Source organism: Brevundimonas sp. S1H14 (assembly GCF_047716865.1).
Taxonomy (GTDB): Bacteria; Pseudomonadota; Alphaproteobacteria; order Caulobacterales; family Caulobacteraceae; genus Brevundimonas; species Brevundimonas naejangsanensis.
On sequence record NZ_CP136679.1, the window covers coordinates 570,803 to 594,047 of the forward strand.

The following is a 23,245-nucleotide window of genomic DNA, read 5'->3' on the forward strand; positions in this document are numbered from 1 at the left end:
GCCCCATCCTCAGAAGTCCCAGCTGACGCCCATCCAATAGCGACGACCGTCGCCCTGGAAGTCGTAATCGGCGACATTCAGCACCTTGTCCGTCAGATTGTAGACGCCGAACTTCAGCGTCACGTCGTCGCGCACCCGCCAGTTGGCGCCGATGTCGGCCAGGGCGTAGTCGGGATAGCGGCGGCCGACCTGACGCGGCCCATCCAGCACCGGCTCGCCATTGATGCCGACGCGCAGGCCCGCATTGATCTCTTCGCCGTGATAGGAGGCCGCCGCCCACAGGTTCAGCCGGTCCGTCGCGGCGTAGTCGGCGCGCAGATTGGCCATGTGCTCGGGCGTGCGCGACAGCGGCAGGCCGTCGTACAGCCCGCCCTTCTGGGCCGAGTCCGTATAGGTATAGCCCGCCTTCAGCGTCAGCTGATCGGTCGCCTGCCAGCTGCCGCCCAGCTCGACGCCCTGAATGCGGGCGTCGTTGATATTGTACCAGTAATACAGCTGATACAGCGGGTCCTCGTCCCAGCGCATGACTTCATCCGGCACGTCGCAGACGCCGTTGTTGTTGACGTCCGGGCCGCACACGCGGTCGTCGGCGATCTTGTCCTTGAAGTTGGTGCGGAACACCGTGGCGTTCAGCGCCAGCGTCGGGATCGGCCGCCACAGGGCGCTGACCTCATAGTTGACGCTGCTTTCCGGCTTCAGATTCGGGTCGCCGATGATGACGCCGCACAGGCCCGCCCCATAGTTGCAGTTGGCGCCGCCCGTCTCATAGGCGTAGCCGTCCGCCACGGCGCGGATTTCCGGCGCACGGAAGCCGGTCGAGACGCCGCCCTTGATCGTCAGCGTCTTGCTGGGCGTCCAGACGGCATAGGCGCGCGGGCTCCAGTGATCGCCGTAGCGTTTGTGGTCGTCGACCCGCAGGCCCAACGTCAGCGCCAGTTCCGGCGTCAGGGTCCACTCGTCCTCGATGAACAGGGCGCGCTGCCAGACCTCGAAGGTCTTGGCCACATTGTCGCGGGCGCCGGGGTTGATGTCCTTCAGGCTGTTCTCGATCCACTGGCCGCCGAAGACCAGGTTGTGATCCCCCAGACGCGAGCCCTGCAGCGGCAGGTTGAACAGGGCGTCCAGCACCGTATTGGTCAGTTCCGGCGCGCGTGGATTGCGCACCATCGCCCCGGTCGCGTCGGCGGTGAAAATCTCACGCGACGACTCTTCGCGCATCAGCGACAGGGCGCTGGTCCCCCAACTCCAGTTCCCGTTCCACGACAGGGAGGCGCTGTCGCGGCTGTGGTCGTTCCGGGTGCTGCGGCCATTGGCGGCCACGGTCTTGCCCGCCGTGCTGAAGCGTTCGATGCGCGTGGTGTCGGCCTGCAGCATGACCTCGTGGTCGGGCGTGGGCGTCCAGGCCAGACGGCCGGTCAGGCTGTGTTCCTCGGACCCCATGACGCCGGTGCTGCTGGGAGCGTTGAAGATGTCGTCCTCGGCGCGGTCATAGACCCGGCCCCAGATCTGGGCACCCAGCTTGCCGCCGACGATCGGCCCGGCCAGGTAGAACTGACCCTGGCTCCAGTCGCCGTTGTCGCCGCCTTCTTGCGCCACATAGTCCGCCAAGATCGTCCCGCCCCAGCGGTCCGGCACCTTGCGGGTGATGATGTTGATGACGCCGCCAATGGCGTCCGAGCCGTACAGCGACGACATCGGCCCGCGCACCACCTCGATCCGTTCGATGGCCGAGACGGGCGGGGTGAAGCTCTGCTCCAGACCGCCGTTGCCGTTGACCCGGGCGTCGCGCGTCGACTGGCGCCGGCCGTCGACCAGCGTCAGCGTATAGGCGCCCGGCAGGCCGCGGATGAAGATGTCCTGAAAGTTCGAGCCGCCGCTGACCGACACGCCCTCGACGTCGCGCACGGCGTCGAACAGATCGACATAGGCGCGGCTTTCCAGCTGCTGGGCCGAGACGACGGTGATGGTGGCGGGCGCCTGTTCAATGCGTTGGGCGCGGGTCGAGGCCGTGACGACGACATCGTCAACCGTGGCGACGTTGGAGTCCTGCGCCTGCGCCGTCGTCGCCCAGCCGCCGATCACGGTCAGCAGGGCCAGTGTGCTCGCGGCGCCGGTCTTCAAGCTCGTCATTCCATGCCTCAATCAAGAGGAATGGCGAATAGTAATAATCACTCGCACTTGCAAGCGTGCTGATGGGACACGCTGACGCAAGGCGGACGAGAAGACGGGGGAAGATCAGGCGGCGGGCGGCGTCGGCAGGCTGGGCGTCGGCTGGTCCGATGCCGGAGCGACGGAGAGCGCCTCGGTTTGCGGCGCCCGCACCAGGAAGGGCCCCAGGGCGAAGGCCGCCGCCGCCGCGCCCGCCGACAGGGCCAGGACGGCCACGACAACATAGGCGGTCATGGCGCGCGCGCGCCGACGGCGGGAGCCGCTCGATCTGACGTGCGTGATCAGCACATACTGTCGATTGCTGAAGGCCTCGGAGCCCACGATGTTATGCTGGGACAAGAATACGCTCCCGACTGTCCTGTAGCGGACGGTTCAGAGAGCGGCCTCATACGGCCAAAGGATGGCGAACAGCGATCAGCTTTCGTAATTCGTCAGTATTGTCAATGGCCAAGGTTGACGCTGATGGCGCGCCCGCCGCGCGTCTGGACCCGGCGCATAACCACCACGATCTCGTCTCCCGCCTTGACCGGCGAGATTAGGAACCAGCCGCCGTCGGGCAGGCCGGTGAAGCGGAAGCCGTTATCCGTACAGGCTTCGGCCCGCTCGAACGAGCGATAGTCGGCGCCCTGTTCCCCGGCCGAGCGGGCGCGCACCACGGCGGCGGGCACGGCGGCGCGTTCGGTCGAGCCGTACAGGCGCTGCATCCGGGCGCGGGTGTAGGGGGTGTCGGGGATCAGGCCGACATTGCCGACGCACTGGAAGGCGCGGCCGTCCTGAATGAATTCGACACGGCCGTTGATCGAGGCCTGACCGGCGCGCGCCGACCAGGCGAAGTCGTCGGCGCTGAAGACGGCCGGGCCGGTGGTCCCGCCGCCCATCGGCGTGGTGGCGCAGGCGGCCAGCGTCAGTCCGGCGACCGCCACGGCGGCGAGGGCGATCCGGCGCGAGCGGCGCGCGTTCGAGGGACGGTCGGTCATCGTAGGTCGGCTCCGGCTTTACTCGATCAGGCGTGTTCCGGCATGAGCCCCGTCGCAGGGGTGAGTCAAGGTTGCCCGCCGCCGCAGCCTGTTCCACAAGAGGCGCCGGAGACCGGACGACAGAGGCCGGCCACACTGAATTTAGGGACTTCATGACCGTCACCATCGACGACATCCGGGCGGCGCAGCAGCGTATCGCCGGCCAGGTCGACCGCACGCCCGTCCGTTACTCGCGCCGCCTGTCGCAGCTGACCGGCGCCGAGATCTGGATCAAGTTCGACAATCTGCACTTCACTGGCAGCTTCAAGGAGCGCGGCGCCCTGAACCGGCTGCTGCAGCTGACCCCGGACGAGAAGAAGCGCGGCGTCGTCGCCGCCTCGGCGGGCAACCACGCCCAGGCCCTGGCCTATCACGGCGGCCGTCTGGGCGTGCCCGTGACCATCGTCATGCCCGAGGGCACTCCCTTCGTGAAGGTGGACGGCACCCGCGCCCACGGCGCCAATGTCGTCATCCACGGACTCGACTTCTCGGCCTCGACCGAGGAAGCCAAGCGGCTGAAGGCCGAGCACGGCTATGTCTTCGTCTCGGCCTTCGACGATGAGGGCATTGTGGCGGGGCAGGGGGTCTGCGGCCTGGAGTTCGTCGAGGACGCGCCGGACCTGGACGCCCTGATCATCCCCATCGGCGGCGGCGGTCTGATCGCGGGCAGCGCCATCGCCGCCAAGGCGGTCAAGCCGGACATCAAGATCTTCGGCGTCGAGGCCGCCCGCTATCCCTCCTTCACCGCGCGCCGTCGCGGCGAGCCCGCCAAATGCAGCGGCCAGACCATCGCCGAGGGCATCGCCATCAAGGCCGTGGGCGAGATTCCCTTCGCCCTGGCTGATGCGCTGATCGATGAGGTCTTCGTCTGCGAGGAGGCCGATTTCGAAAAGGGCGTGGCCCTGCTTGCGACGCTGGAGAAGACTGTGGCCGAGGGCGCCGGGGCGGGCGGCCTGGCCGCCATCCTGGCCAACCCCGAACGCTTCAAGGGCATGAAGATCGGCGTCGAACTGACCGGCGGCAACATCGACGCCCGCATGCTGGCCGTGGTGCTGAACCGCGAAATGGTCCGCGAGAAGCGGCTGATTGTCTATCGCATCCTGGGCGACGACCGCCCGGGCATGCTGTCGGCCATGGCCGCCGTGATCGGCGGGCTGGGCGGCAACATCATCGACGTCGTGCACAACCGGCTGGCGCTGGACGTGCCCGCCAAGGGCGCCGAGTTCGACATCATGGTCGAGACCCGCGACGCCCGTCACGCCGAGGAAATCGGCGCCGCCTTGAAGGACCAGGGTTATGAACTTCGCATGGGCTAAACGCCCCGCCGCCGCCCTCGCCGCGACCGCCCTGCTGACCCTGGCCGCCTGCGGCCGCCCGACCGCCGCGCCCGAGGACCTGGCGAAGAACGCCGCCGAATCCGCCGCCTTCATGAAACAGAACGCCTCCGAAGAAGGCGTCCGGACCCTTCCGTCCGGCCTGCAGTACAAGGTCGTGGCCTCCGGCCCGGCGGGCGGCGTCAGCCCCGACCGCAACGATCTGGTCAAGGTCGACTATGAAGGCACGCTGACCGACGGCACGGTGTTCGACAGCTCGTTCAAGCGCGGCGCCCCGGCCGTCTTCTCGCCCGAGGGGGTGGTGCCCGGCTGGACCGAGGCCCTGCAGATGATGAAACCGGGGGACGAGTGGATTCTCTTCCTGCCGCCCGAGCTGGGCTACGGCGAGATGGGCGGCCCGCCGATGATCCCCGGCAACGCCGTGCTGGTGTTCCGCCTCAAGCTGCTGGACGTCGCGCCGGTCCCCGGCGGCGGGCGCGGCGTCGGCTCGGCGATGGGCTAAAGCGTCTTCCTTCTCCCCCTTGCGGGAGAAGGTGGGCGCCGCAAGGCGCTCGGATGAGGGGTGTCATTGCGGCGACCTGAAGGTTTGATCACGCCGTCGCCGCATCCTTGCTGAATGTCGCGTCGACACCCCTCATCCGTCTCGCTGCGCGAGCCACCTTCCCTCAAGGGGGAGAAGGGCTCTAGATGCGTTCGCTGATCTTGATGGCGGCCTTGCAACCGACCTTGATGACGCTGCTGAGCAGGCGATAGGCGGGCGCTTCGCGGCTGCCGTGCTCGATGGCGTGGTCGTGGTGGGCCAGTTCCTCTTCGCGGAACTTGGTCAGTTCGGCGGCCAGCTCGGGATCGCGGTCGCGGATTTCCTCGATCTGGTCGGCATAGTGTTTCTCGATGACGCTCTCGACCGCCTCGGTGCAGGCGTGGGCGGCTTTTTCCGAGATCAGGGCCGTTCCGGCGCCCAGCGCCGTGGCCGCCAGCTTCCACAGCGGGATCATGGCCGTCGGGCGCACCCGGTTCTCGTTCAGCAGGGTCTCGAAGCGGGCCAGGTGGACGGCTTCATGCCCTTCCATCTCGGTCAGGTCGGCGGCGATGGCGTCCTTGCCCTTGCGGCCTTCCAGCACGGCGCGCTGGGCGCGGTAGATGTGGACGGCGGCGAACTCGCCCGCATGGTCGACGCGCAGCATTTCAGCCAGCCGCGCCTTGTCCTGACCGACGCCGGGGCGCGGCAGGGGAATGCGGCGAGCGGCGGCGATGTCTTCAGCGGATTGGGTCATGACGCCCCTTCTTAGCTCTTGGGCGCGCGCGCGTCCTTGGGACGTTTCGCCGCCAGCAGGCTGATGATAGCCAGCGCCAGAGAGATGACAAAGTTCCAGCCCGCCATCGACAGGCCCGCAAAACTCCACGGCACGTCGCCGCAGGAGACGAAGGCCGTCCCGCCCCCCGTGCCGTCGAGCAGCGCCGTCAGCGCCGACAGGTCGATCGAGGTCGAAGGCGCGGCCATGCAGGTGGCGGGCAGGCTCCACCACTTCAGCTCGCCCCCGGCATGATAAGCCGCCGTGACCGCCCCCGTCAGAAAGACGACGGCCAGCAGGAAGGAGGCGATGCGCGGCGTGCCCCGGCTGGCCCGGCTGAACAGGGCCCAGAAGGTCGCGGCTCCGGCGATGGCGACGGCGGCCCAATAGACCTCGCGTTGCTTCAGACACAGGCTGCACGGCGGCATTCCGCCGAACCGCTCGAACGCATGGGCGGCGCCCAGCATGGCCAGGGCGGCGGCCAGGGCGAAGGCCGTCCACCAGCGGGTCAGCAATTTGTAGATCGCGCTCATGTGCGCCTCACAGGAACCGGGCGCCTCTCATAAACCGTGCCGGGGGCGGCGTCGATCAGTGTCCGATAAGCTTGACTATAAAGAAGGCGCCGACCAGCAGCACAAGAAACAGCACGGTGAACAGGGCCAGCCGCTTTTCGACGATCGCCAGCATCGGCGGCCCCCAGCGCTTGAGCACGAAGGCGACCAGGAAGAAGCGGGCGCCGCGCGTCACGACGCACAGGGCGATGAACAGCGCCAGATTGAACTGGAAGATGCCCGAGGCGATGGTGATCAGCTTGAAGGGGATGGGCGTCAGGCCCTTGATCAGGATGACCCAGGCGCCGTGCTGTTGGAACAGGGCCTTGGACGCCTCGAACGTATCGGCCTTGCCCAGCCAGGCCAGCATCTGCAGGCCCACCGGCTCCAGAAAATAGCCGATGGCGTAACCCAGCAGGCCGCCCAGCACCGAGGCGATGGTGCAGACCGCCGCATAGAAATAGGCGCGCTCGGGCTTGGCCAGCACCATCGGCGCCAGCATCACATCCGGCGGAATCGGGAAGAAGGAGCTTTCGGCGAAGGAGACGACGGCCAGCGACCGGGTGGCGTGACGATGGCGGGCCAGAGAGAAGACCCAGTCGTAGAGCTTGCGCAGCATTCAGGCGTCCTGATCGAGGCCCCCGCCTCTTGTCGTTCTGCCCGATAGCAGGCTGCGCCGATGCGGGCGAGAGGTCAGGCCGCGGCTGCGACACTGGAACGTGCGCCCTTTCCGCTGAAACCCGCCTTGCGCCCCATGCCGCCCCGCCAGTAGGTTCCGCCCCAATCAGCGGCCGCGCCATGACGGCCCCGGCCGCGCCAAACCATAAGAGAGAGGAGACGCGTCATGCAGGACGCCGCCAAACTCGACCAGGAAAACCCCCTCGGCGTCGACGGCTTCGAGTTCGTCGAATTCACCGGCCCCGAGCCCGAGGCGATGATTTCGCGTCTGGAGCTGATGGGCTTCACTCCGACGCATGTGAACCCGGCCAATGACGTGGTGCGCCTGAAGCAGGGCGACATCACCATGCTGGTCCATCGAACGCCGAAAGCGCAGGCGGCGGAATTCGCCCGCGACCACGGCCCGTCGGCCAACGGCATGGCTTTCCGCGTCGCCGACGCCAAGGCGGCCTATGAAGGCGCGCTGGCGCGTGGCGCACGCGCAGCCGAGGGCGTGCACGGCGGGGCGCTGGCCAACGACTACCCCTATGTGCTGCAGGGCATCGGCGGCAGCCTGCTCTACGTCATCGACCAGTATGGCGAGACCGGCTCCCTCTATGACGCATGGGACGAGATCGAGGGCTGGGAAGAGGCCGAGCGCAAGAACAGCGTCGGTCTGGAGATCCTGGACCACCTGACCCACAACGTCCGTCGCGGCGAGATGCGCACCTGGTCGGGCTTCTACAACTCGGTGTTCAACTTCGAGGAGCAGAAGTATTTCGACATCAAGGGCAAGGCGACGGGCCTGTTCTCCCAGGCCATGATCGCGCCCGACCGCGCCATCCGCATCCCGTTGAACGAGAGCCAGGACGAGAATTCCCAGATCGAGGAATTCATCCGCCGCTACAACGGCGAAGGCATCCAGCACATCGCCCTGACGACCGAGAACATCTTCGAGACGGTCGAAGCCATGCGCGCGCGCGGCGTCGACTTCCAGGACACCATCGAGACCTATTTCGAGCTGATCGACAAACGCCTGCCGGGCCACGGCGAGGACGTGGAGCGGATGCGCAAGAACCGCATCCTGATCGACGGTTCGGACGAGGAAGGCCTGCTGTTGCAGATCTTCACCCAGGACACCTTCGGCCCGATCTTCTTCGAGATCATCCAGCGCAAGGGCAATGAAGGCTTCGGCAACGGCAACTTCCAGGCCCTGTTCGATTCGATCGAGCTGGACCAGATCCGTCGCGGCGTCATCAAGGTCGACGCCTGAATGCGGTTCCGACCGCCGCACTGGCTGCCCTGGCTCGGCCCGCTTCTGGCGGCCGGGGCCGGGGCGCTCGCGGGCGAATACTGGCTGGGGGGCGGGTTCTGGATGGTCCTGATCGCCGCCCTCGTCTGCGGCTTCGCCCCGATCCTGGCCCACCGGCTCTGGCGTCGCCTGCACCACAAGGCCTAGCTTTGCCCGCCTCCCCATTGCATGGGGATCAGACAGTACATTGGGGAGCCTGAAATGAAGTCCATCGCCTTCGCCGCTGCTGCGGCCGCCGCCGTCCTGGCCGCGCCTGCCCTCGCTCAGGAGGCGCCGACCTGGTCGCTGGCCATCCACGGCGGCGCGGGCGTGATCGAGCGCGCCCAGCTGAGCCCCGAGCGCGACGCGGCCTATCGCGCGGGCTTGCAGGCGGCGCTGGACGCCGGTTCGGCCGTGCTGGCGCGCGGCGGCTCCTCGCTGGACGCGGTTCAGGCCGCCGTCGAGGCGATGGAGGACAACCCCCTGTTCAACGCCGGGCGCGGCGCCGTCTTCACCTCGGCGGGCAAGAACGAACTGGACGCCGCCGTCATGGACGGGACGGACCTGAACGCGGGCGCCGTCGCAGGCCTGACCCGCACCCGCCACCCCATCGCCGCCGCCCGCGCGGTGATGGAGAAGTCGCCCCACGTCATGCTGATCGGCGAGGGCGCCGAGACCTTCGCCCGCTCGGCGGGTCTGGAAGAGGTCGGCCCCGGCTTCTTCTTCACCGAAAGCCGCTGGCAGGCCCTGCTGAAGGCGTTGCGCGACGCCGGGCAGCCCCTGCCGCCGCGCCCGGAAGGCGCTCCGGCCGAACCGGCTCGCCTGGGTCCGGCCGCGCCCCTGGCCTTCAACCTGCATGAAGCCCCGCTGGATGAGCGCAAGTTCGGCACGGTCGGCGCCGTGGCGATGGACAGCCAGGGCCGCCTGGCCGCCGCCACCTCGACCGGCGGCATGACGGCCAAGCGCTGGGGCCGGGTCGGCGACGTGCCGGTCATCGGCGCCGGGACCTACGCCTCCAACGCCGACGGCTGCGCCGTCTCGGCGACGGGTTCGGGTGAATACTTCATCCGCGCCACCGTGGCCCGCGACATCTGCAGCCGCACCGCGACTGGCGCCGGCGTGCAGCAGGCGGCCGACGCCGAGATCGCCGAGGTCGGCTCTATCGGCGGCGACGGCGGCGTCATCGTCATGGGCAAAGACGGCGTCCACGCCTTCTCGATGAACACCTCGGGCATGTATCGCGGCGCGGTGTCCTCGACCTCGCCCGCGCGCGTCGCCATCTACGGCGACGAAGAAGCCGCGCGTTGACGCCCATGAAGCCGGGCAGGGGCGATCATTCGGGCGTCGTCGTGCCGCCGCCCGCGATCTATTTCGCCTTCCTGCTCGGCGGCTGGGGGTTGGGCCAGTGGCTGGGCGAGCCGTCGCTTGGCCTTGCGACTGAGGTTCGGCGCGGCCTCGCCCTCGTGCTGATCCTGGGCGGCCTGCTGCTGGACGGGGCGGCGGCGGGCTATTTCCGCCGCCTGGGCACCCCGCCCGAGCCGTGGAAGCCGACGACGGTTCTGGCCACCGGCGGCCTCTACCGCTTCAGCCGCAACCCGATCTATCTGGGGTTCGCCATCACCTATCTGGGGCTGGCGATCGCGATGGACAGCCCGATCGCCCTTGGCCTGCTGATCCCCTGCCTGATCGTGGTCGACCGCTTCGTTATCGCCCGCGAGGAGCGCTATCTGTCCGCCCGTTTCGGCCCCGAGTACGAGGCCTATCGCCAGAAGGTCCGTCGATGGCTGTAAGCCCTGAAACGCCGGAGCCCCACGCCGATGAACTGTCGGAAATGGCGCTTGAGGAACTGGACGCCGCCTGCGCCCTGCGCTGGGTCGAGATGAAGGCGATCACCCCCTGGGGCGACACCTATGAGGGCATGGCCCCATCCGGTCGTGAGGTCGAGGTCGAACGCCGCTATCTGTGGGCGCATGATCCCGTCGGCGCCATCATCATCGAGGTCGAGGTCCGCGACCCGGCCAAACGCACCGGCGCCGAAGCGCGCGCCGTCATCAGCCCGCCGGGCGTCGATACCCCCTGACGCGTCTGCGCCCGTCGCGCAGACTTCCCTCCGGCCCTGCTTCGGATTAGCTTCAGCTCATGAAACTCGCCTCGCTCAAGCACGGCCGTGACGGCCGCCTCGTCGTCGTCTCCAACGACCTGAACTGGTTCACGGACGCCTTCCTGATCGCCCCGACGCTGCAGGCGGCGCTGGACGACTGGGAGCGGTGCGAGCCGCTGCTGCGCGCCCTGGCCGAAAGCCTTGAGCACGAAGCCGTGCCGCGCGGCCGTTTCCGCGAGCACGAGGCCGCCGCCCCCCTGCCGCGCGCCTATCAGTGGGCCGACGGGTCGGCCTATGTGAACCACGTCGAACTGGTGCGCAAAGCGCGCGGGGCCGAGATGCCCGAGAGCTTCTGGACCGATCCGCTGATGTATCAGGGCGGATCCGACGGCTTCCTGTCGCCGCGCGACGCCATCCCGCTGAAGGACGAGGCCTGGGGCTGCGATCTGGAGGCCGAGATCGTGGTCGTCACCGGCGATGTCCCTCTCGGCGCCAGCCGCGACGAAGCTCTGGCCTCGATCCGTCTGGTCGGCCTGGTCAACGACGTCTCGCTTCGCAACCTGATCCCCGGCGAACTGGCCAAGGGCTTCGGCTTCGTCCAGTCCAAGCCCGCCAGCGCCCTGTCGCCGGTCTTCGTCACCCCGGACGCCCTGGGCGAGCAGTGGAACGACGGCAAGCTGTCGGGCGCCCTGCTGGTTCAGATCAACGGTCAGGATTTCGGCCGCGCCGATGCGGGCGTCGACATGACCTTCGACTTCGGCACCCTGATCGCCCACCTGGCCAAGACGCGCTCCTTAGGCGCCGGGACGGTCATCGGCTCGGGCACGGTGTCGAACAAGGACGCCGACGGCGGCCCCGGCAAGCCGGTGTCCGAAGGCGGCCTTGGCTACAGCTGCATCGCCGAAATCCGCACCGTCGAGACCATCCAGACCGGCGCTGCCAAGACGCCCTTCCTCAAACACGGCGACACCGTCCGCATCGAAATGCTGGACGACAAGAACCGCACCCTGTTCGGCGCCATCGAGCAGACCGTGGAGCCGGCCTGAGCAACCCGATAAAAACTGGCGACGGCTGCGCTTCATCGATTGACGCGACCTCAGCCGTCGCTAGATTGCGCCGCCTTGAGCCAGGCCGTGCCGGTGTGGTGGAATTGGTAGACGCGCCGGACTCAAAATCCGGTTCCGCAAGGAGTGTCGGTTCGAGTCCGACCACCGGCACCAGCTGACTTTTCAATGACTTAGCCCCTTTTCGGGGCCGTAAGGGCCGATTTACGGCGCTTACTCTTTCTCATTGAGCCTATTCAATACTGACAATGAATCCTCTATGAATAATAGAAACGGCGGTCTTATTCGGATCGCCGTTTCTTTGCCCTCGTGGTGAGGGTAAATGAATATATCTACTCTTTGATGGCTTTCAGAGAGCCGTCGACCAGCGGGCCATTACAGAATTCTCCATTGTAGAGATTCCAAGCCCAGACCATACATTTCCCCTGAGCTCCTGGGCCGGTCCCGAATAGGATGGTGGCGTACTCAGCGCAGTAGGCGTCAGGTCCCATTATGCAAAGCGGGTCAGATGGATTCGCGGCGGCAGGAATTGCGACTACGGAAGCGGCCATAATAGCGCCTGCGCTCAGTCGAGCGACAGTAAGACGAACAGTCATGTTTTCCTCCTTAGGGGATTAATCTCCCATCGCTACGGTGTCGGCTTTATTCTAGATCTCAACTCACAAAATGGTGTTATCGGAGTTGCGCGGCGACTTCGTTGAAGATGATGGGCTGCCGACCGGAGACCGCATCGACGTGAGTATGCACGCGCCGAGAGATGGTCTTTTCGCCCTGCCTAGCGCTGGTAAGACCAATGTGCCGTACTAGCTGGCGCTATAAACATTTGCTTGGACGCATTCTCTCGCGGCGCAGCTTGCGCGCGACTTGCGCATTCAGGGGGGGATTGCCTCTTGAATAACCGGACACCAGTGTCCACTTAGCGCGCCATGACCCGTCCGTTGCGACAAGACGCCGCAGAACGTCGTGAGAAGCTGCTTCTGGCGGCGGAGGCCGCCTTTGCGCGCGATGGACTGGATGCGCCGCTGCACCTGATCGCCGAGCAGGCGGGGGTCGGTCGGGCGACCCTGTATCGAAACTTCGCCGACCGCTCCGAACTGGCCCTGGCGGTCTTCCTGAAGCAGATCGACGGTCTGGCGAGACGCACCCGCGCGCGGCTGGATGACCCCGACGTCTTCATCTGGTTCTTGGAGCAGATGACTGGGCTGATGCTGGACAGCGCGGGTCTGTCCAGCGCGATCCGCGATCTGAAGGACGAGGCCCTGGCCCCGATCCGGCAGGGCTTGAAGGCGGCCGGCGCCGAGGCTCTGGCCGTGTCCCAGGCGTCTGGGCGGGTGAGGCCGGACCTGAGCGTCGAGGATATCCGAGTCCTGGCCCTGATGCTGGGCGCCCCGTCGCGGACGGCGCCGCCGAAGGCGCGCGAGGCGCTCAGCCTGCGGTCCCTGGCCCTGGTGCTGGACGCGGTGCGGCCGCGCTGCGAGGCCGCATGAGCCGCCGTCACTGGGACCTGCCGTGGGAGGATTACCTCGCCACCCTGAAGCCGCACGAGCGGCCGGTCCTGCCCGGCTCGCCCGCGACGCCGGATCATACGACGCCCTGGCGGCTGGCCTACGCCTTCGTCGGGGTGCTGGTGGCCCTGACCGGCAGCCTGGGCAACGCCGCCGTGACGGCCGACCTGCCGCAACTGGCCGGGGCGCTGGGCGTGACCACGACGGAGGCGGCCTGGCTGCCCGTGGTCTTCGTCATGACCAACGCCTGCATGAACCTGCTGCTGGTCAAGTTTCGCATGCAGTACGGCCTGCGCCTGTTCACCGAGATCATCCTGGTCGTCTTCCTGGCCACGGCGGCGGCGCATCTGTTTCTGGAAGACTACGGCTCGACCCTGGTCGTGCGCGGCGTGGCCGGGATGGCGGCGGCGGGGATGTCGACCCTGGGCATCCTCTACATCATCCAGGCCTTTCCAGCGCAGCACCGGCTGAAGGGCATCATCATCGGCGTCGGCCTGTCCAGCCTGGCCATTCCCCTGGCGCGGCTGGGGGTGACGCGCCTGCTGGACCTTGATCAGTGGCGGGCCTTCTACATGTTCGAACTGGGGCTGGTGCTGGTCGCCCTGCCGGCCGTCTTCGCCCTGAAGATGCCGCCGTCGCAGCGGGTGCGGGTGTTCGAGACGCTGGACTTCGTCACCTTCGCCCTGTTCGCGCCGGGCGTGGCCCTGCTGACGGCCGTTCTGGGGCTGGGCCGCATCGTCTGGTGGACCGAGGCGGCGTGGATCGGCTGGGCTCTGGCAGGGGCGATCGTGCTGCTGACCGCCGCCGTGCTGATCGAATACAATCGGACCAATCCGCTGATCGACCTCAAGTGGCTGGCGGGCCGCGACCTGGTGCGGCTGCTGCTGGCCATCCTGCTGGTGCGGATCGTCCTGTCGGAACAGACGACCGGCGCGGTAGGCTTTCTGCAGCAGATGGGACTGGTCCCGCAGCAGATGCAGGGCCTGTTCCTGGTCATGCTGGCCGCCACGGCGGCGGGGACCCTGGTCAGCGCCTTCACCCTCAATCCGATGAAGCTGTGGAAGCCGATCTCGATCGCCCTGGTCATGATCGCCGTCGGCGCCTTCATCGACAGCCACGCCACCGTGCTGACGCGCCCGACCCAGCTCTATTTCAGCCAGGCGCTTCTGGCCTTCGCCGCGGCCTTCTTCGTCGGCCCGACGATGATCCTGGGCTTCGGCAAGGTGCTGCAGGGCGGGGGCAAGAACATGGTCAGCTTCATCGTGCTGTTTTCGATCGGCCAGAACGTCGGCGGACTGATGGGCTCCGCCCTGGTCGGCACGATCCAGACCCTGCGCGAGAAGTTTCACTCCAGCCAACTGTCCGAGAGCATCGGCCTGGGCGATCCCGAGACCGTGCTGCGCTTGCAGCAACTGGGCGGCGCCTACGCCCACGTCATCGGCGACGCGGCCCAGCGTCAGGGCGCGGCCCTGGGCCTGCTGCAGCAGCAGGTCAGCCAGCAGGCCCAGGTGCTGGCCTACAACGACGTCTTCCTGCTGATCTCGGGGGCTGCCGCGATCGGCGCCGCCTGGGTCGCCCTGAACCACTATCGGCCCAAGCTGGAGGCGCGCCGCGCCGCCCGCCGGGCCCAGACGCAAGCCTCCGACGCCGCCGCCTCCGTCGCGACGGCTGTCGATTGAACCGGACCAGATCATGACTGACGCCGCCCCTCCGCCGTCCGCTCCCGCCGCGCCTCCTGCGCCCCCTCCGTCTGGGCCGCCCCCCGCAGCCCCGGCGCCGTCCAGCGGCCGCCGCGTGATGTGGAGCGTGGCCTTGATCGCCATGGCGCTGGTGGGGATCGGCCTGATCCTGCACGCCTGGGGCCTGCCGCCCTTCTCGGGCGGGCCGCAGACGACGGACAACGCCTATGTCCGCGGTCAGGTGACCATCATCAGCCCCCAGGTCAGCGGCTATGTCACCTCGGTCGAGGTGCAGGACTTCCAGACGGTGAAGAAGGGCCAGCTTCTGGCGACCATCGATGACCGCATCTATCGCCAGCGGCTGGAGCAGGCGCAGGCCTCCCTGCATTCGGCCGAGGCCGCGCTGGCCAACTCGGCCCAGAGTCAGGCCTCGGCGCGCGGATCGGTGGCCCAGACGCGCGCCGCCATCGCCGCCGCCCAGTCGGCTGTGACTAAGGCCCGCGCCGACGCCATGCGGGTTGGCGCCCTGTTCGAGGGCGGCTGGGTCGCCCAGGCTCAGGTCGACACAGCCCAGAACGCCCTGCGCGCCGCCGAGGCCCAGTTGGCGCAGGCCCGCGCCGCCGAGGACGTGGCCCAGACCGGCGTCACCTCGGCCGTGGTCAGCAAGGGCTCGCTGGAGGCCGCCGTCGAAAACGCCCGCGCCCAGGTGCGTCTGGCGCAGATCGATCTCGACAATACCCGCATCGAGGCTCCGCGCGACGGACGGCTGGGCGAGGTGACGGTGCGCCAGGGCCAGCAGGCGGCGGTCGGCACGCAGTTCATGGCCCTGGTCCCCGACGTGGTCTGGGTCACGGCCAATATGAAGGAGACGCAGATGCGCGACGTGCGCGTCGGCCAGCCGGTCGAGATTACCGTCGACGCCCTGGGCGGACGCGTCCTGACGGGCAAGGTCGAGCGCATCTCGCCCGCGACCGGCTCCGAGTTCAGCGTCATCCGCCCCGACAACGCCACCGGCAACTTCACCAAGGTGGCCCAGCGCATCCCTGTCCGCATCGCCGTTGATCCGGGGCAGGAGGGGGTGGAGCGGCTGTCGCCCGGCATGTCGGTGACGGCGCGGATCAAGGTGAAGGCGTAGGTTTCGATTCTAATCCCACTCATCCCGGCGTGCGTGGAATGAGCGACGAAAAGGGGCAGTCCGTCTCGCCGTATTTGCTGCGGTGCAAAAACTTCATCGCTTCGGGCTTGCGTCAGCCTGACGCAGGCCGCATCTGGACCTGATGAACAGAGCCCCGACCCCGTCCTCCGTGATCGAGGCCCCGCCGGCGCCCTTCAAGGGGCCGGGCTTCGCTGAATTCGTCTGCCTGATCGCTGTGATGATGGCGCTGAACGCTCTGGCGATCGACGCCATGCTGCCGGCCTTGCCCCACATCGGCGAGGATCTGGGCGTGACCAATGAAAACAGCCGCCAGTGGGTGATCACCGCCTATCTGCTCGGCTTCGGCGTGGCTCAGCTGTTCTATGGGCCGCTGTCGGACCGCTATGGGCGGCGCCCGGTCCTGTTTGCGGGCATCGGCATCTATGTCGTCTTCAGCATTCTGGCGGCCTTCGCCCATACGTTCGACATGCTGATCCTGTCGCGGATCGGCATGGGGATCGGCGCGGCGGCGACGCGGGTGCTGGCGGTTTCCATCGTGCGCGACCGCTACGTCGGACGGACGATGGCGCGCGTCATGTCGCTCAGCTTCCTGGTCTTTCTGGGCGTGCCGATCATTGCGCCCGCGATGGGGCAACTCGTCATGCTGGTGGCGCCCTGGCCGTGGATCTTCGGCGTCTTCGCCCTTTCGGGCGGGGCCTTCCTGGTCTGGGCGGCCCTGCGTCTGCCCGAGACCCTGCACGCCGAAGGCAGGATGCCGATCGACGTCAGCCGGATCGCCGCCGCCTTCCGCTTCGCCTTCACCAGCCGTCAGGGCATGGGTTACACCCTGGCCATGACGGTCATCAGCGGGGCGCTGTTCGGCTTCATCAACTCCTCGCAGCAGATCTTCTTCGACGTGTTCAAGGCGCCCGGCCTGTTCCCGGTGGTCTTCGCCCTGGTGGCGGCGGGCATCGCCGTGGCCTCGATCCTGAACGCGCGTCTGGTCGAGAAGCTGGGCTCGCGCCTGATCGCCCACGCCGCCCTGTTCGGCTTCATCGGCTTCAGCGCCCTGCACGCCCTCATCGCCTGGCTGGGCTATGACAGCCTGTGGATGTTCGCCGTCATGCAGGCCTGCAAGATGTTCTGCTTCGGCTTCATCGCTGGCAATTTCGGTGCGATGGCGATGGAGCCGATGGGCCATATCGCCGGCACGGCCTCCTCGGCCCAGGGCTTTATCTCCTCCATCGGCGGCGCCCTGCTGGGCTTCGCCATCGGTCAGCAGTTCGACGGCACGACGGTGCCGATGACGGTCGGCTTCGCCCTGCTGGGCGTGGCGGCTCTGGCGCTGGTTCTGGCGGCCGAGCAGGGGCGGCTGTTCAAGGCCCGCCATCTGCCGCCGGTTGCAGCCGAGACTTGATCTTTCGAGCGCGAGGGAGCCTCTTCGGGCGCATCTGAATACGGAGCGTTCGATGACCCTGAAGCTGGTCGGGCGGGTTTCCGCCCTCGCTATAGCCGCCGCCCTCGCCACATCCCTGGGCGCCTGCGCCACGACCGGAGACGCCGTGCCGATGACGCCTCTGGTTCCCGCCGCACCCGTCTCTGCAGCGGTCCCGGCGACCGCTTACGTCAACGACCCGCACTCTTGGGCCCGCCCGACCGAGGCGCGGGTGACGCACGTCGACCTGGACCTGACCGCCGACTTCGCCGCCAAGACCCTGTCGGGCAAGGCCACGCTGGACGTGACCGGCCGTCCCGGCGCGACCGAGGTGGTGCTGGACGCCAAGATGCTGGACATCAAGGGCGTGACCGACGCTCAGGGCCGTCCGCTGGAATGGAGCCTGGGCGCCGCGGACCCGATCAAGGGACAGCCTCTCAGCGTGCGCCTCCCCGCCTTCCAGGGCGATGAGGGGCAGAAGATCGTCGTCGCCTATGCCACCCGCCCCGACGCCTCGGCCCTGCAATGGCTCAGCCCGCAGCAGACGGCGGGCGGCCAGAAACCCTATCTGTTCAGCCAGGGGCAGGCGATCCTGACCCGCACCTGGATTCCGACCCAGGACAGCCCCGGCATCCGCCAGACCTACAGCGCGCGCATCGTGGCGCCGTCAGACCTGACCGTGGTCATGTCCGCCGAGCATCTGACCCCGAACGGCGAGGCGGCGGGCGAAAGGCTAAAGGCCTGGCGCTTCAAGCTGGATCAGCCCATCCCGCCCTATCTGATCGCCATCGGCGCAGGCGATCTGGCCTTCGCCCCCTTCGACGGACGCACCGGCGTCTGGACCGAGCCGAGCCGATTGCAGGCCGCGCAATGGGAGCTGGAGCCGACGGCCAAGATGGTCGATGCGGCCGAGGCCCTGTACGGCCCCTATCGCTGGGGCCGGTATGACCTGCTGGTCCTGCCGCCCAGCTTCCCCTTCGGCGGGATGGAGAACCCGCGCCTGACCTTCGCCACCCCGACCATCATCGCCGGCGATCGGTCGCTGGTGTCGCTGGTGGCGCACGAACTGGCGCACTCCTGGTCCGGCAATCTGGTGACGAACGCCACCTGGGCCGACATCTGGCTGAACGAGGGTACGACCACCTATTTCGAGAACCGCATCATGGAGGCGCTGTACGGCCGCGAACGCGCCCTGCAGGAACAGGCCCTGGCCTGGAACGATCTGGTCGCCGAGATCGCCGCCACCGATCCGGCAGACACTCGCCTGCATCTGGACCTGACCGGGCGCGACCCGGACGACGGCCTGTCAGGCATTCCCTATGACAAGGGCGCGGCCTTCCTGCGCACCATCGAACGCATTGTCGGGCGCGAGACGTTCGACGCCTGGTTGCGCGGCTATTTCGACCGCCACGCCTTCCAGCCCATGACCGATGTGGGCTTCCTGAAGGACATCCGCGAGAATCTGGTCAAGGGCGACGCAGCGCTGGAAGCCGAGCTTCAGCTGGAGAACTGGATCTATCAGCCGGGCCTGCCGTCCAACGCCCAGGCGCCGGTGTCGCACGCCTTCGAAGCCGTGGACGCGGCGGCCGAGGCCTTCTACGTCGCCAAGGGCCCGGCCTCGGCCGCGCCGTGGAAGGACTGGAACACCCAGCAGCGCCTGCGCTTCCTGTCGTGGCGGCCGCAAGGCCTGGCGGCGGGCGCCGACTGGCTGACCCCGGCGCAGTTGGCCGATCTGGAAAGCACGCTGAAGCTGGACAGCGAAGGCAACGCCGAACTGACCTTCGCCTGGCTGCAGGCGGCCCTGGCCAACCGTTATGAGCCCGCGGTGGCGACGGCCGAACGCTTCCTGACCAGTCAGGGGCGGCGCAAGTTCGTCCTGCCGCTGTTCCAGACCCTGTGGGCCGAAGGCGACTGGGGTCGCCCCATCGCCACGCGCATCTACGCCGAAGCGCGACCGCTGTATCACCCGGTGACGAGCAACTCCGTCGATCAGGTGGTGGGGCGGCCGTAAGAGGCCTTCCACTTCCGTCATCCTCCGACAAGCCGCGTAGCGGCGCAGATCGGGGGACCCAGCGGCGCCGAAGGCGATCTTCGAGGCAAGCGGCGCGCGTGGATTTTTCGCGCTCACGCGCGCCGCTGGGTCCCCCGGTCGTCGCTTCGCTCCGCCGGAGGATGACGGAGGCGACACTGGATCGCTTGACGCCAAGCTCGGCTGAGGCTCCCCTGCGCCGCGACTGGAGGCGCTGATGATCCGAACCCTGAAGACGACCCTGCCGCTGGCGGTTGTGCTGTTGCTGACCGCAGCGCCCGCAGCCTACGCCCAGAACCTGTTGATCCGGGGCGGGACCATCCATACCGGCGTCGAGGCGATGCCGACCGCCGAGGTCGTGGTCGTGCGCGACGGGCGCATCGCCTATGTCGGTCCCGCGGACGGCGCGCCTTCGGCCGAGGGGCTGGAGGCGGTCGATCTGAAAGGGGCGACGCTGTTTCCCGGCTTCACCGACGGCCACGCCCATCTGGACGGCATCGGCTGGCGCGAGATGACGCTGAATCTGGAAGGCGCCGCCTCGCTCGCTGAGGCCATGGCGCGCCTGACCGCCTGGTCCGAGGCCCACCCCGACGGCGTCATCGTCGGGCGCGGCTGGATCGAGACCCACTGGCCCGAGAAGCGCTTCCTGACCGCCGCCGATCTGGACGCCGCCGCGCCGGGGCGGGTGGTGGTGCTGAGCCGGGCCGACGGCCATGCGCGGGCGGTGTCCAGCGCGGCCCTGGCCGCGGCCGGGATCGATGCGACGACGCCGACCCCCTCGGGCGGTGAAATCCTTAAAGGCGCGGATGGACAGCCGACCGGCTTGCTGGTCGACGGCGCGATGGCCCTGCTCGAAGGTCTGGCTCCCGAGGCGGATGCAGCGGCGACGCGTGAGGCCTATCGCGCCGGGTTCAACGTCTACGCCCGCTACGGCTGGACGGGCGTCCACTTCATGAGCGCGCCGTGGAAGGACGTGCCCCTGCTGGAGGCGATGGCCGAGGCGGGCGAGGCGCCCCTGCGGGTCTACAACAGCATCGACATGGGCGACGCGCGCGCCCTGATGGCGGGCGGGCCGCGCGACGCGGGCGACGGGCGCATCATCACCCGGGCGATCAAATTCTACGCCGACGGCGCCCTGGGTTCGCGCGGGGCCAAGCTGTTCGAGCCCTATTCAGATCGGCCCGACACGTCCGGCCTGATGCTGGCTTCGCGCGAAGAGGTCATGCCGCTGTATCAGGAGGCGCTGCGGACCGGCATCCAGATCGCCACCCACGCGATCGGCGATCAGGGCAATCACGACGTCGCCGCCTGGTATGAAGAGGCCCTGCGCTCGACGCCCAAGGCCGAGTGGAAGCTGGCCGACCCGCGCTGGCGCATCGAGCACGCCCAGATCATCCGGCCGCGCGACTATCACTATTTCAACGACCTGCCGATCATCGCCTCCATGCAGCCCAGCCATGCCATCGGCGACCTGCATTTCGCCGCCGAGCGTCTGGGCGACGCGCGGCTGGACGGGGCCTACGCCTGGCATACGCTGGTGGAACGCGGCGTGATCGTGGTCGGCGGCTCGGACGCACCCGTAGAGCGCGGCGACCCGCTGATCGAGTTCTACGCCGCCGTGGCGCGGCGCGACCTGAACGGCTTTCAGGGGCCGGACTGGCGGCCGGACGAAGCGGTGGACCGGGCGACGGCGCTGAAGATGTTCACCCTGTGGCCCGCCTGGGCCAGCTTCCGCGAGAATGAGCTGGGCACCATCGAGGTCGGCAAGCGCGGCGACTTCACCGCCTTCGACATCGACCTGATGACCGTCCCCGCCGCCGACATTCCCAAGGGCCGGGCCGTGCTGACGGTGGTCGACGGACAGATCGTCCACCGGGCGGATTGAGGGGGCGGACTGAGGGGGCTGATTGATCAGACGGAATCCCGCCCCTTCTCGTTGCGGGGCGGGGCTGCTTCGGTTAAGCCCCGCGCATAGGATTTTATCTCCGGCCAGGTCTGCGGCCGGGGCTTGGCGTTTGGAGCGTCTGAGATGGCTGATTTCGCCCCCGGTCTGGTCACTGTATTCGGAGGCTCGGGCTTCATCGGGACCCAGGTCGTGCGCGCCCTGGCCCGTCGCGGCTGGCGCGTGCGCGTCGCGGCGCGCAACGCCAAGAGCGCGCCCGTGCTGCACATGGCCGGCGACGTCGGCCAGGTTCAGGTCGTCCGCTGCGACATCACCGACAAGGCGGCCGTCGCCGAGGCCGTGCGCGGCGCCGACGCCGTCATCAATCTGGTGGGCATCCTGTTCGAGACCGGCGGCCGCAAGTTCCAGACCCTGCACGTCGAGGGCGCGACCAACGTCGCCGAGGCTGCGGCGGCGGCGGGCGTCCAGCGCCTGACCCACATCTCGGCCCTCGGCGCCGATGCGCACGGCAAGGCTGACTACGCCCGCACCAAGGGCGAGGCCGAGGTCGCCGTGCGCGCCGCCTTCCCCGGCGCTGTGATCGTGCGTCCGTCGATCGTCTTCGGCTCGGGCGACCAGTTCCTGAACCGCTTCGCCGCCATGGCCAGCTGGTCGCCGGTCCTGCCGCTGATCGGAGGCGGCCAGACGAAGTTCCAACCGGTCTATGTCGCCGACGCCGCCGAGGCCATCGCCCGCGCCACCGTCGCTCCCGAGGCTGAAGGCGAGACCTATGAGCTGGGCGGTCCTTCGGTCTGGACCTTTGAGGACATCCTGAAGTTCATCCTGCGCGAGACGAACCGCAGCAACATCCTGCTGCCGCTGCCCTTCCCGGCAGCGCGCATGATCGGCTCGCTGGCCCAGATCCCGGCCATGATCGGCCTGGCGCCTGTGCTGACCAAGGATCAGGTCGTGCTGCTGGAGAGCGACAACATCGTGTCGCCGGGCGCCAAGGGTCTGGCCGACCTTGGCGTAGAAGGTTCGGGCCTGGAGGCTATCGCCCCGGCCTATCTGTGGCGCTATCGCGCTGGCGGCCAGTACGCTGAAAATCCCGCCGCCTGATTCAGGTGCGGCTCAAGAAAAACCCCTCGGGACCGGCGTCCCGAGGGGTTTTTGCTGTGCGCTGGGCGATGGCCCTACAGCGCCCCCGTCGCCGCCAGGCCGATGATGCCGACCACGCCGACCGCGATCCGCCACCAGGCGAAGGGGCCGAAGCCGCGCTTGGACACGAAGTCGAGCAGGAAACGCACCACGGCCAGGGCCGAGATGAAGGCGGCGACGAAGCCGATGGCGATCAGGCCCAGATCGCTGAAGTCCAGAACGTCGCGGTTCTTGAACAGGTCATAGGCCACCGCCGCCCCCATGGTCGGCAGGGCCAGGAAGAAGCTGAACTCGGCCGCCGACCGCTTGTCCGTCCCCAGCAGCAGCCCCCCGGCGATGGTGGCGCCCGAGCGCGACACGCCGGGGATCATGGCCAGACACTGGAACAGGCCGATCAGGAAATAGACCCGGAACGGATAGCGATCCGCGTCCAGATAGGCCGGGATCTTGTTCATCCGGTCCAGCCACAGCAGCAGCACCCCGCCGACGATCAGGGCGATGCAGATGATCAGCGGCGTCTCGAACAGCACTGTCTTGATGAAGCCATAGGCCAGAAAGCCGATCACTACGGCGGGAAGGAAGGCGACCAGCAGGCCGATCAGAAAGCGTCGCGCCTCGGCATCGAACGGCCAGCGCGTCGCCAGCGTCCACAGCCGTCTGAAATAGATGCTGATGATGGCCAGCAGGGCGCCCAGCTGGATGACGATTTCAAACGTCTTGCCCGTGCTTTCAAAGCCGAGGAAATGCCCCAGCAGCAGCAGATGGCCGGTGGAAGACACCGGAATGAACTCGGTCAATCCTTCGACCAGACCCAGAAGGATCGCCGTCAGCCAGTCCGCCATGAATGCTCCGTCTCGGTTTTCAGGTCCGGGGGTCAGGCGCGCCGCGCCCTGCGGCGTCGCGTCCGCCCTTCCATAGCGCCCCGGCCTGCTCGCCGCCATTGGCGC

General features: G+C 68.0%; 22 protein-coding genes and 1 tRNA gene. 16 read left to right on the forward strand and 7 right to left on the reverse strand.

The genetic code is table 11. The annotated features are described in order from the left end of the window. Positions 1–9: 9 nt before the first annotated feature. From RSD66_RS02745 to RSD66_RS02755, 3 genes are all read right to left on the reverse strand, one after another. Entirely contained in the window at positions 10–2,130 is a 2,121-nt protein-coding gene (locus RSD66_RS02745) for a TonB-dependent receptor domain-containing protein (protein ID WP_415288902.1), read from the reverse strand. Positions 2,131–2,235: 105 nt separating this feature from the next. Continuing rightward, entirely contained in the window at positions 2,236–2,403 is a 168-nt protein-coding gene (locus RSD66_RS02750) for a hypothetical protein (protein ID WP_415288903.1), read from the reverse strand. 206 nt (positions 2,404–2,609) lie between these two features. Then, positions 2,610–3,146 (reverse strand): hypothetical protein, encoded by a 537-nt coding sequence (locus tag RSD66_RS02755; protein WP_119412623.1) that lies wholly within the window; start codon positions 3,144–3,146, stop codon positions 2,610–2,612. 152 nt (positions 3,147–3,298) lie between these two features. Here RSD66_RS02755 and RSD66_RS02760 point away from each other — a divergent pair, with 152 nt between their 5' ends. After that, a complete protein-coding gene (locus tag RSD66_RS02760) occupies positions 3,299–4,501 on the forward strand; it encodes a threonine ammonia-lyase (RefSeq protein ID WP_415288904.1) in 1,203 nt (400 codons plus the stop codon). Continuing rightward, complete coding sequence (locus RSD66_RS02765; RefSeq protein ID WP_415288905.1) at positions 4,482–5,021, forward strand: FKBP-type peptidyl-prolyl cis-trans isomerase; 540 nt, start codon at positions 4,482–4,484, stop codon at positions 5,019–5,021. Before RSD66_RS02760 ends, RSD66_RS02765 begins: the two co-directional genes overlap by 20 nt. A gap of 181 nt (positions 5,022–5,202) precedes the next feature. Here the strand turns inward: RSD66_RS02765 and RSD66_RS02770 are convergent, their stop codons facing one another. The 3 genes from RSD66_RS02770 to RSD66_RS02780 are packed head-to-tail and all read right to left on the reverse strand — an operon-like array spanning position 5,203 to position 6,981. Further along, positions 5,203–5,793 carry a demethoxyubiquinone hydroxylase family protein gene (locus RSD66_RS02770; RefSeq protein WP_119412626.1) on the reverse strand — a complete coding sequence of 197 codons (591 nt, stop codon included), beginning with the start codon at positions 5,791–5,793 and terminating at the stop codon, positions 5,203–5,205. Between the two features lie 11 nt (positions 5,794–5,804). Further along, the gene (locus RSD66_RS02775) at positions 5,805–6,344 is read right to left on the reverse strand and encodes a disulfide bond formation protein B (RefSeq protein ID WP_415288906.1); all 540 of its coding nucleotides are present in this window, start codon (positions 6,342–6,344) and stop codon (positions 5,805–5,807) included. A 55-nt stretch (positions 6,345–6,399) separates the two neighbouring features. Next, positions 6,400–6,981, reverse strand: coding sequence for a YqaA family protein (locus tag RSD66_RS02780; protein WP_119412627.1), 582 nt, complete (start codon positions 6,979–6,981; stop codon positions 6,400–6,402). 225 nt (positions 6,982–7,206) lie between these two features. On the opposite strand from RSD66_RS02780, the gene hppD reads away from it, so the two are divergent. From hppD to RSD66_RS02850, 14 genes are all read left to right on the forward strand, one after another. Continuing rightward, entirely contained in the window at positions 7,207–8,292 is a 1,086-nt protein-coding gene (hppD, locus tag RSD66_RS02785; RefSeq protein ID WP_415288907.1) for a 4-hydroxyphenylpyruvate dioxygenase, read from the forward strand. Next, on the forward strand, positions 8,293–8,478 hold the full coding sequence (locus RSD66_RS02790) for a hypothetical protein (protein WP_024353787.1): 186 nt from the start codon (positions 8,293–8,295) through the stop codon (positions 8,476–8,478). It abuts the gene before it with no gap. Between the two features lie 54 nt (positions 8,479–8,532). Next, positions 8,533–9,618 carry an isoaspartyl peptidase/L-asparaginase family protein gene (locus RSD66_RS02795; RefSeq protein ID WP_415288908.1) on the forward strand — a complete coding sequence of 362 codons (1,086 nt, stop codon included), beginning with the start codon at positions 8,533–8,535 and terminating at the stop codon, positions 9,616–9,618. 5 nt (positions 9,619–9,623) lie between these two features. Continuing rightward, positions 9,624–10,100, forward strand: coding sequence for a methyltransferase family protein (locus RSD66_RS02800; protein WP_415289558.1), 477 nt, complete (start codon positions 9,624–9,626; stop codon positions 10,098–10,100). After that, positions 10,091–10,390, forward strand: a complete 300-nt coding sequence (locus tag RSD66_RS02805; RefSeq protein ID WP_415288909.1) for a hypothetical protein — start codon at positions 10,091–10,093, stop codon at positions 10,388–10,390. Before RSD66_RS02800 ends, RSD66_RS02805 begins: the two co-directional genes overlap by 10 nt. Before the next feature lie 59 nt (positions 10,391–10,449). Further along, positions 10,450–11,457 carry a fumarylacetoacetate hydrolase family protein gene (locus tag RSD66_RS02810; RefSeq protein ID WP_415288910.1) on the forward strand — a complete coding sequence of 336 codons (1,008 nt, stop codon included), beginning with the start codon at positions 10,450–10,452 and terminating at the stop codon, positions 11,455–11,457. An 89-nt stretch (positions 11,458–11,546) separates the two neighbouring features. Further along, positions 11,547–11,631 (forward strand) — tRNA-Leu (locus RSD66_RS02815). A gap of 770 nt (positions 11,632–12,401) precedes the next feature. Further along, positions 12,402–12,962 (forward strand): TetR family transcriptional regulator, encoded by a 561-nt coding sequence (locus RSD66_RS02820; protein WP_024353781.1) that lies wholly within the window; start codon positions 12,402–12,404, stop codon positions 12,960–12,962. Continuing rightward, a complete protein-coding gene (locus RSD66_RS02825) occupies positions 12,959–14,659 on the forward strand; it encodes an MFS transporter (protein ID WP_415288911.1) in 1,701 nt (566 codons plus the stop codon). The genes RSD66_RS02820 and RSD66_RS02825 overlap by 4 nt, the downstream gene beginning before the upstream one ends. 13 nt (positions 14,660–14,672) lie before the next feature. Continuing rightward, entirely contained in the window at positions 14,673–15,794 is a 1,122-nt protein-coding gene (locus tag RSD66_RS02830; protein ID WP_415288912.1) for an HlyD family secretion protein, read from the forward strand. A gap of 142 nt (positions 15,795–15,936) precedes the next feature. Then, entirely contained in the window at positions 15,937–17,211 is a 1,275-nt protein-coding gene (locus RSD66_RS02835) for a multidrug effflux MFS transporter (protein ID WP_415288913.1), read from the forward strand. A 52-nt stretch (positions 17,212–17,263) separates the two neighbouring features. After that, on the forward strand, positions 17,264–19,240 hold the full coding sequence (locus RSD66_RS02840; RefSeq protein ID WP_415288914.1) for a M1 family metallopeptidase: 1,977 nt from the start codon (positions 17,264–17,266) through the stop codon (positions 19,238–19,240). Positions 19,241–19,475: 235 nt separating this feature from the next. Further along, positions 19,476–21,143, forward strand: a complete 1,668-nt coding sequence (locus RSD66_RS02845; RefSeq protein ID WP_415288915.1) for an amidohydrolase — start codon at positions 19,476–19,478, stop codon at positions 21,141–21,143. 144 nt (positions 21,144–21,287) lie between these two features. Next, positions 21,288–22,259 carry a complex I NDUFA9 subunit family protein gene (locus tag RSD66_RS02850; RefSeq protein ID WP_415288916.1) on the forward strand — a complete coding sequence of 324 codons (972 nt, stop codon included), beginning with the start codon at positions 21,288–21,290 and terminating at the stop codon, positions 22,257–22,259. Between the two features lie 74 nt (positions 22,260–22,333). Here the strand turns inward: RSD66_RS02850 and RSD66_RS02855 are convergent, their stop codons facing one another. After that, positions 22,334–23,140 carry an undecaprenyl-diphosphate phosphatase gene (locus tag RSD66_RS02855; RefSeq protein ID WP_346524277.1) on the reverse strand — a complete coding sequence of 269 codons (807 nt, stop codon included), beginning with the start codon at positions 23,138–23,140 and terminating at the stop codon, positions 22,334–22,336. Between the last annotated feature and the right edge of the window lie 105 nt (positions 23,141–23,245).

Excerpts from the sequence above, each read along its gene's own strand:
- RSD66_RS02770 (WP_119412626.1), bottom strand. The coding sequence starts at position 5,793 with ATGACCCAATCCGCTGAAGACATCGCCGCCGCTCGCCGCATTCCCCTG.
- RSD66_RS02780 (WP_119412627.1), bottom strand. The coding sequence starts at position 6,981 with ATGCTGCGCAAGCTCTACGACTGGGTCTTCTCTCTGGCCCGCCATCGT.
- RSD66_RS02750 (WP_415288903.1), bottom strand. The coding sequence starts at position 2,403 with ATGACCGCCTATGTTGTCGTGGCCGTCCTGGCCCTGTCGGCGGGCGCG.
- RSD66_RS02775 (WP_415288906.1), bottom strand. The coding sequence starts at position 6,344 with ATGAGCGCGATCTACAAATTGCTGACCCGCTGGTGGACGGCCTTCGCC.
- RSD66_RS02790 (WP_024353787.1), top strand. The coding sequence starts at position 8,293 with ATGCGGTTCCGACCGCCGCACTGGCTGCCCTGGCTCGGCCCGCTTCTG.
- RSD66_RS02855 (WP_346524277.1), bottom strand. The coding sequence starts at position 23,140 with ATGGCGGACTGGCTGACGGCGATCCTTCTGGGTCTGGTCGAAGGATTG.
- RSD66_RS02745 (WP_415288902.1), bottom strand. The coding sequence starts at position 2,130 with ATGACGAGCTTGAAGACCGGCGCCGCGAGCACACTGGCCCTGCTGACC.
- RSD66_RS02765 (WP_415288905.1), top strand. The coding sequence starts at position 4,482 with ATGAACTTCGCATGGGCTAAACGCCCCGCCGCCGCCCTCGCCGCGACC.
- RSD66_RS02850 (WP_415288916.1), top strand. The coding sequence starts at position 21,288 with ATGGCTGATTTCGCCCCCGGTCTGGTCACTGTATTCGGAGGCTCGGGC.
- RSD66_RS02795 (WP_415288908.1), top strand. The coding sequence starts at position 8,533 with ATGAAGTCCATCGCCTTCGCCGCTGCTGCGGCCGCCGCCGTCCTGGCC.
- RSD66_RS02800 (WP_415289558.1), top strand. The coding sequence starts at position 9,624 with ATGAAGCCGGGCAGGGGCGATCATTCGGGCGTCGTCGTGCCGCCGCCC.
- RSD66_RS02810 (WP_415288910.1), top strand. The coding sequence starts at position 10,450 with ATGAAACTCGCCTCGCTCAAGCACGGCCGTGACGGCCGCCTCGTCGTC.
- RSD66_RS02760 (WP_415288904.1), top strand. The coding sequence starts at position 3,299 with ATGACCGTCACCATCGACGACATCCGGGCGGCGCAGCAGCGTATCGCC.
- RSD66_RS02830 (WP_415288912.1), top strand. The coding sequence starts at position 14,673 with ATGACTGACGCCGCCCCTCCGCCGTCCGCTCCCGCCGCGCCTCCTGCG.
- RSD66_RS02845 (WP_415288915.1), top strand. The coding sequence starts at position 19,476 with ATGATCCGAACCCTGAAGACGACCCTGCCGCTGGCGGTTGTGCTGTTG.
- hppD (WP_415288907.1), top strand. The coding sequence starts at position 7,207 with ATGCAGGACGCCGCCAAACTCGACCAGGAAAACCCCCTCGGCGTCGAC.
- RSD66_RS02825 (WP_415288911.1), top strand. The coding sequence starts at position 12,959 with ATGAGCCGCCGTCACTGGGACCTGCCGTGGGAGGATTACCTCGCCACC.
- RSD66_RS02755 (WP_119412623.1), bottom strand. The coding sequence starts at position 3,146 with ATGACCGACCGTCCCTCGAACGCGCGCCGCTCGCGCCGGATCGCCCTC.
- RSD66_RS02805 (WP_415288909.1), top strand. The coding sequence starts at position 10,091 with ATGGCTGTAAGCCCTGAAACGCCGGAGCCCCACGCCGATGAACTGTCG.
- RSD66_RS02835 (WP_415288913.1), top strand. The coding sequence starts at position 15,937 with ATGAACAGAGCCCCGACCCCGTCCTCCGTGATCGAGGCCCCGCCGGCG.
- RSD66_RS02820 (WP_024353781.1), top strand. The coding sequence starts at position 12,402 with ATGACCCGTCCGTTGCGACAAGACGCCGCAGAACGTCGTGAGAAGCTG.
- RSD66_RS02840 (WP_415288914.1), top strand. The coding sequence starts at position 17,264 with ATGACCCTGAAGCTGGTCGGGCGGGTTTCCGCCCTCGCTATAGCCGCC.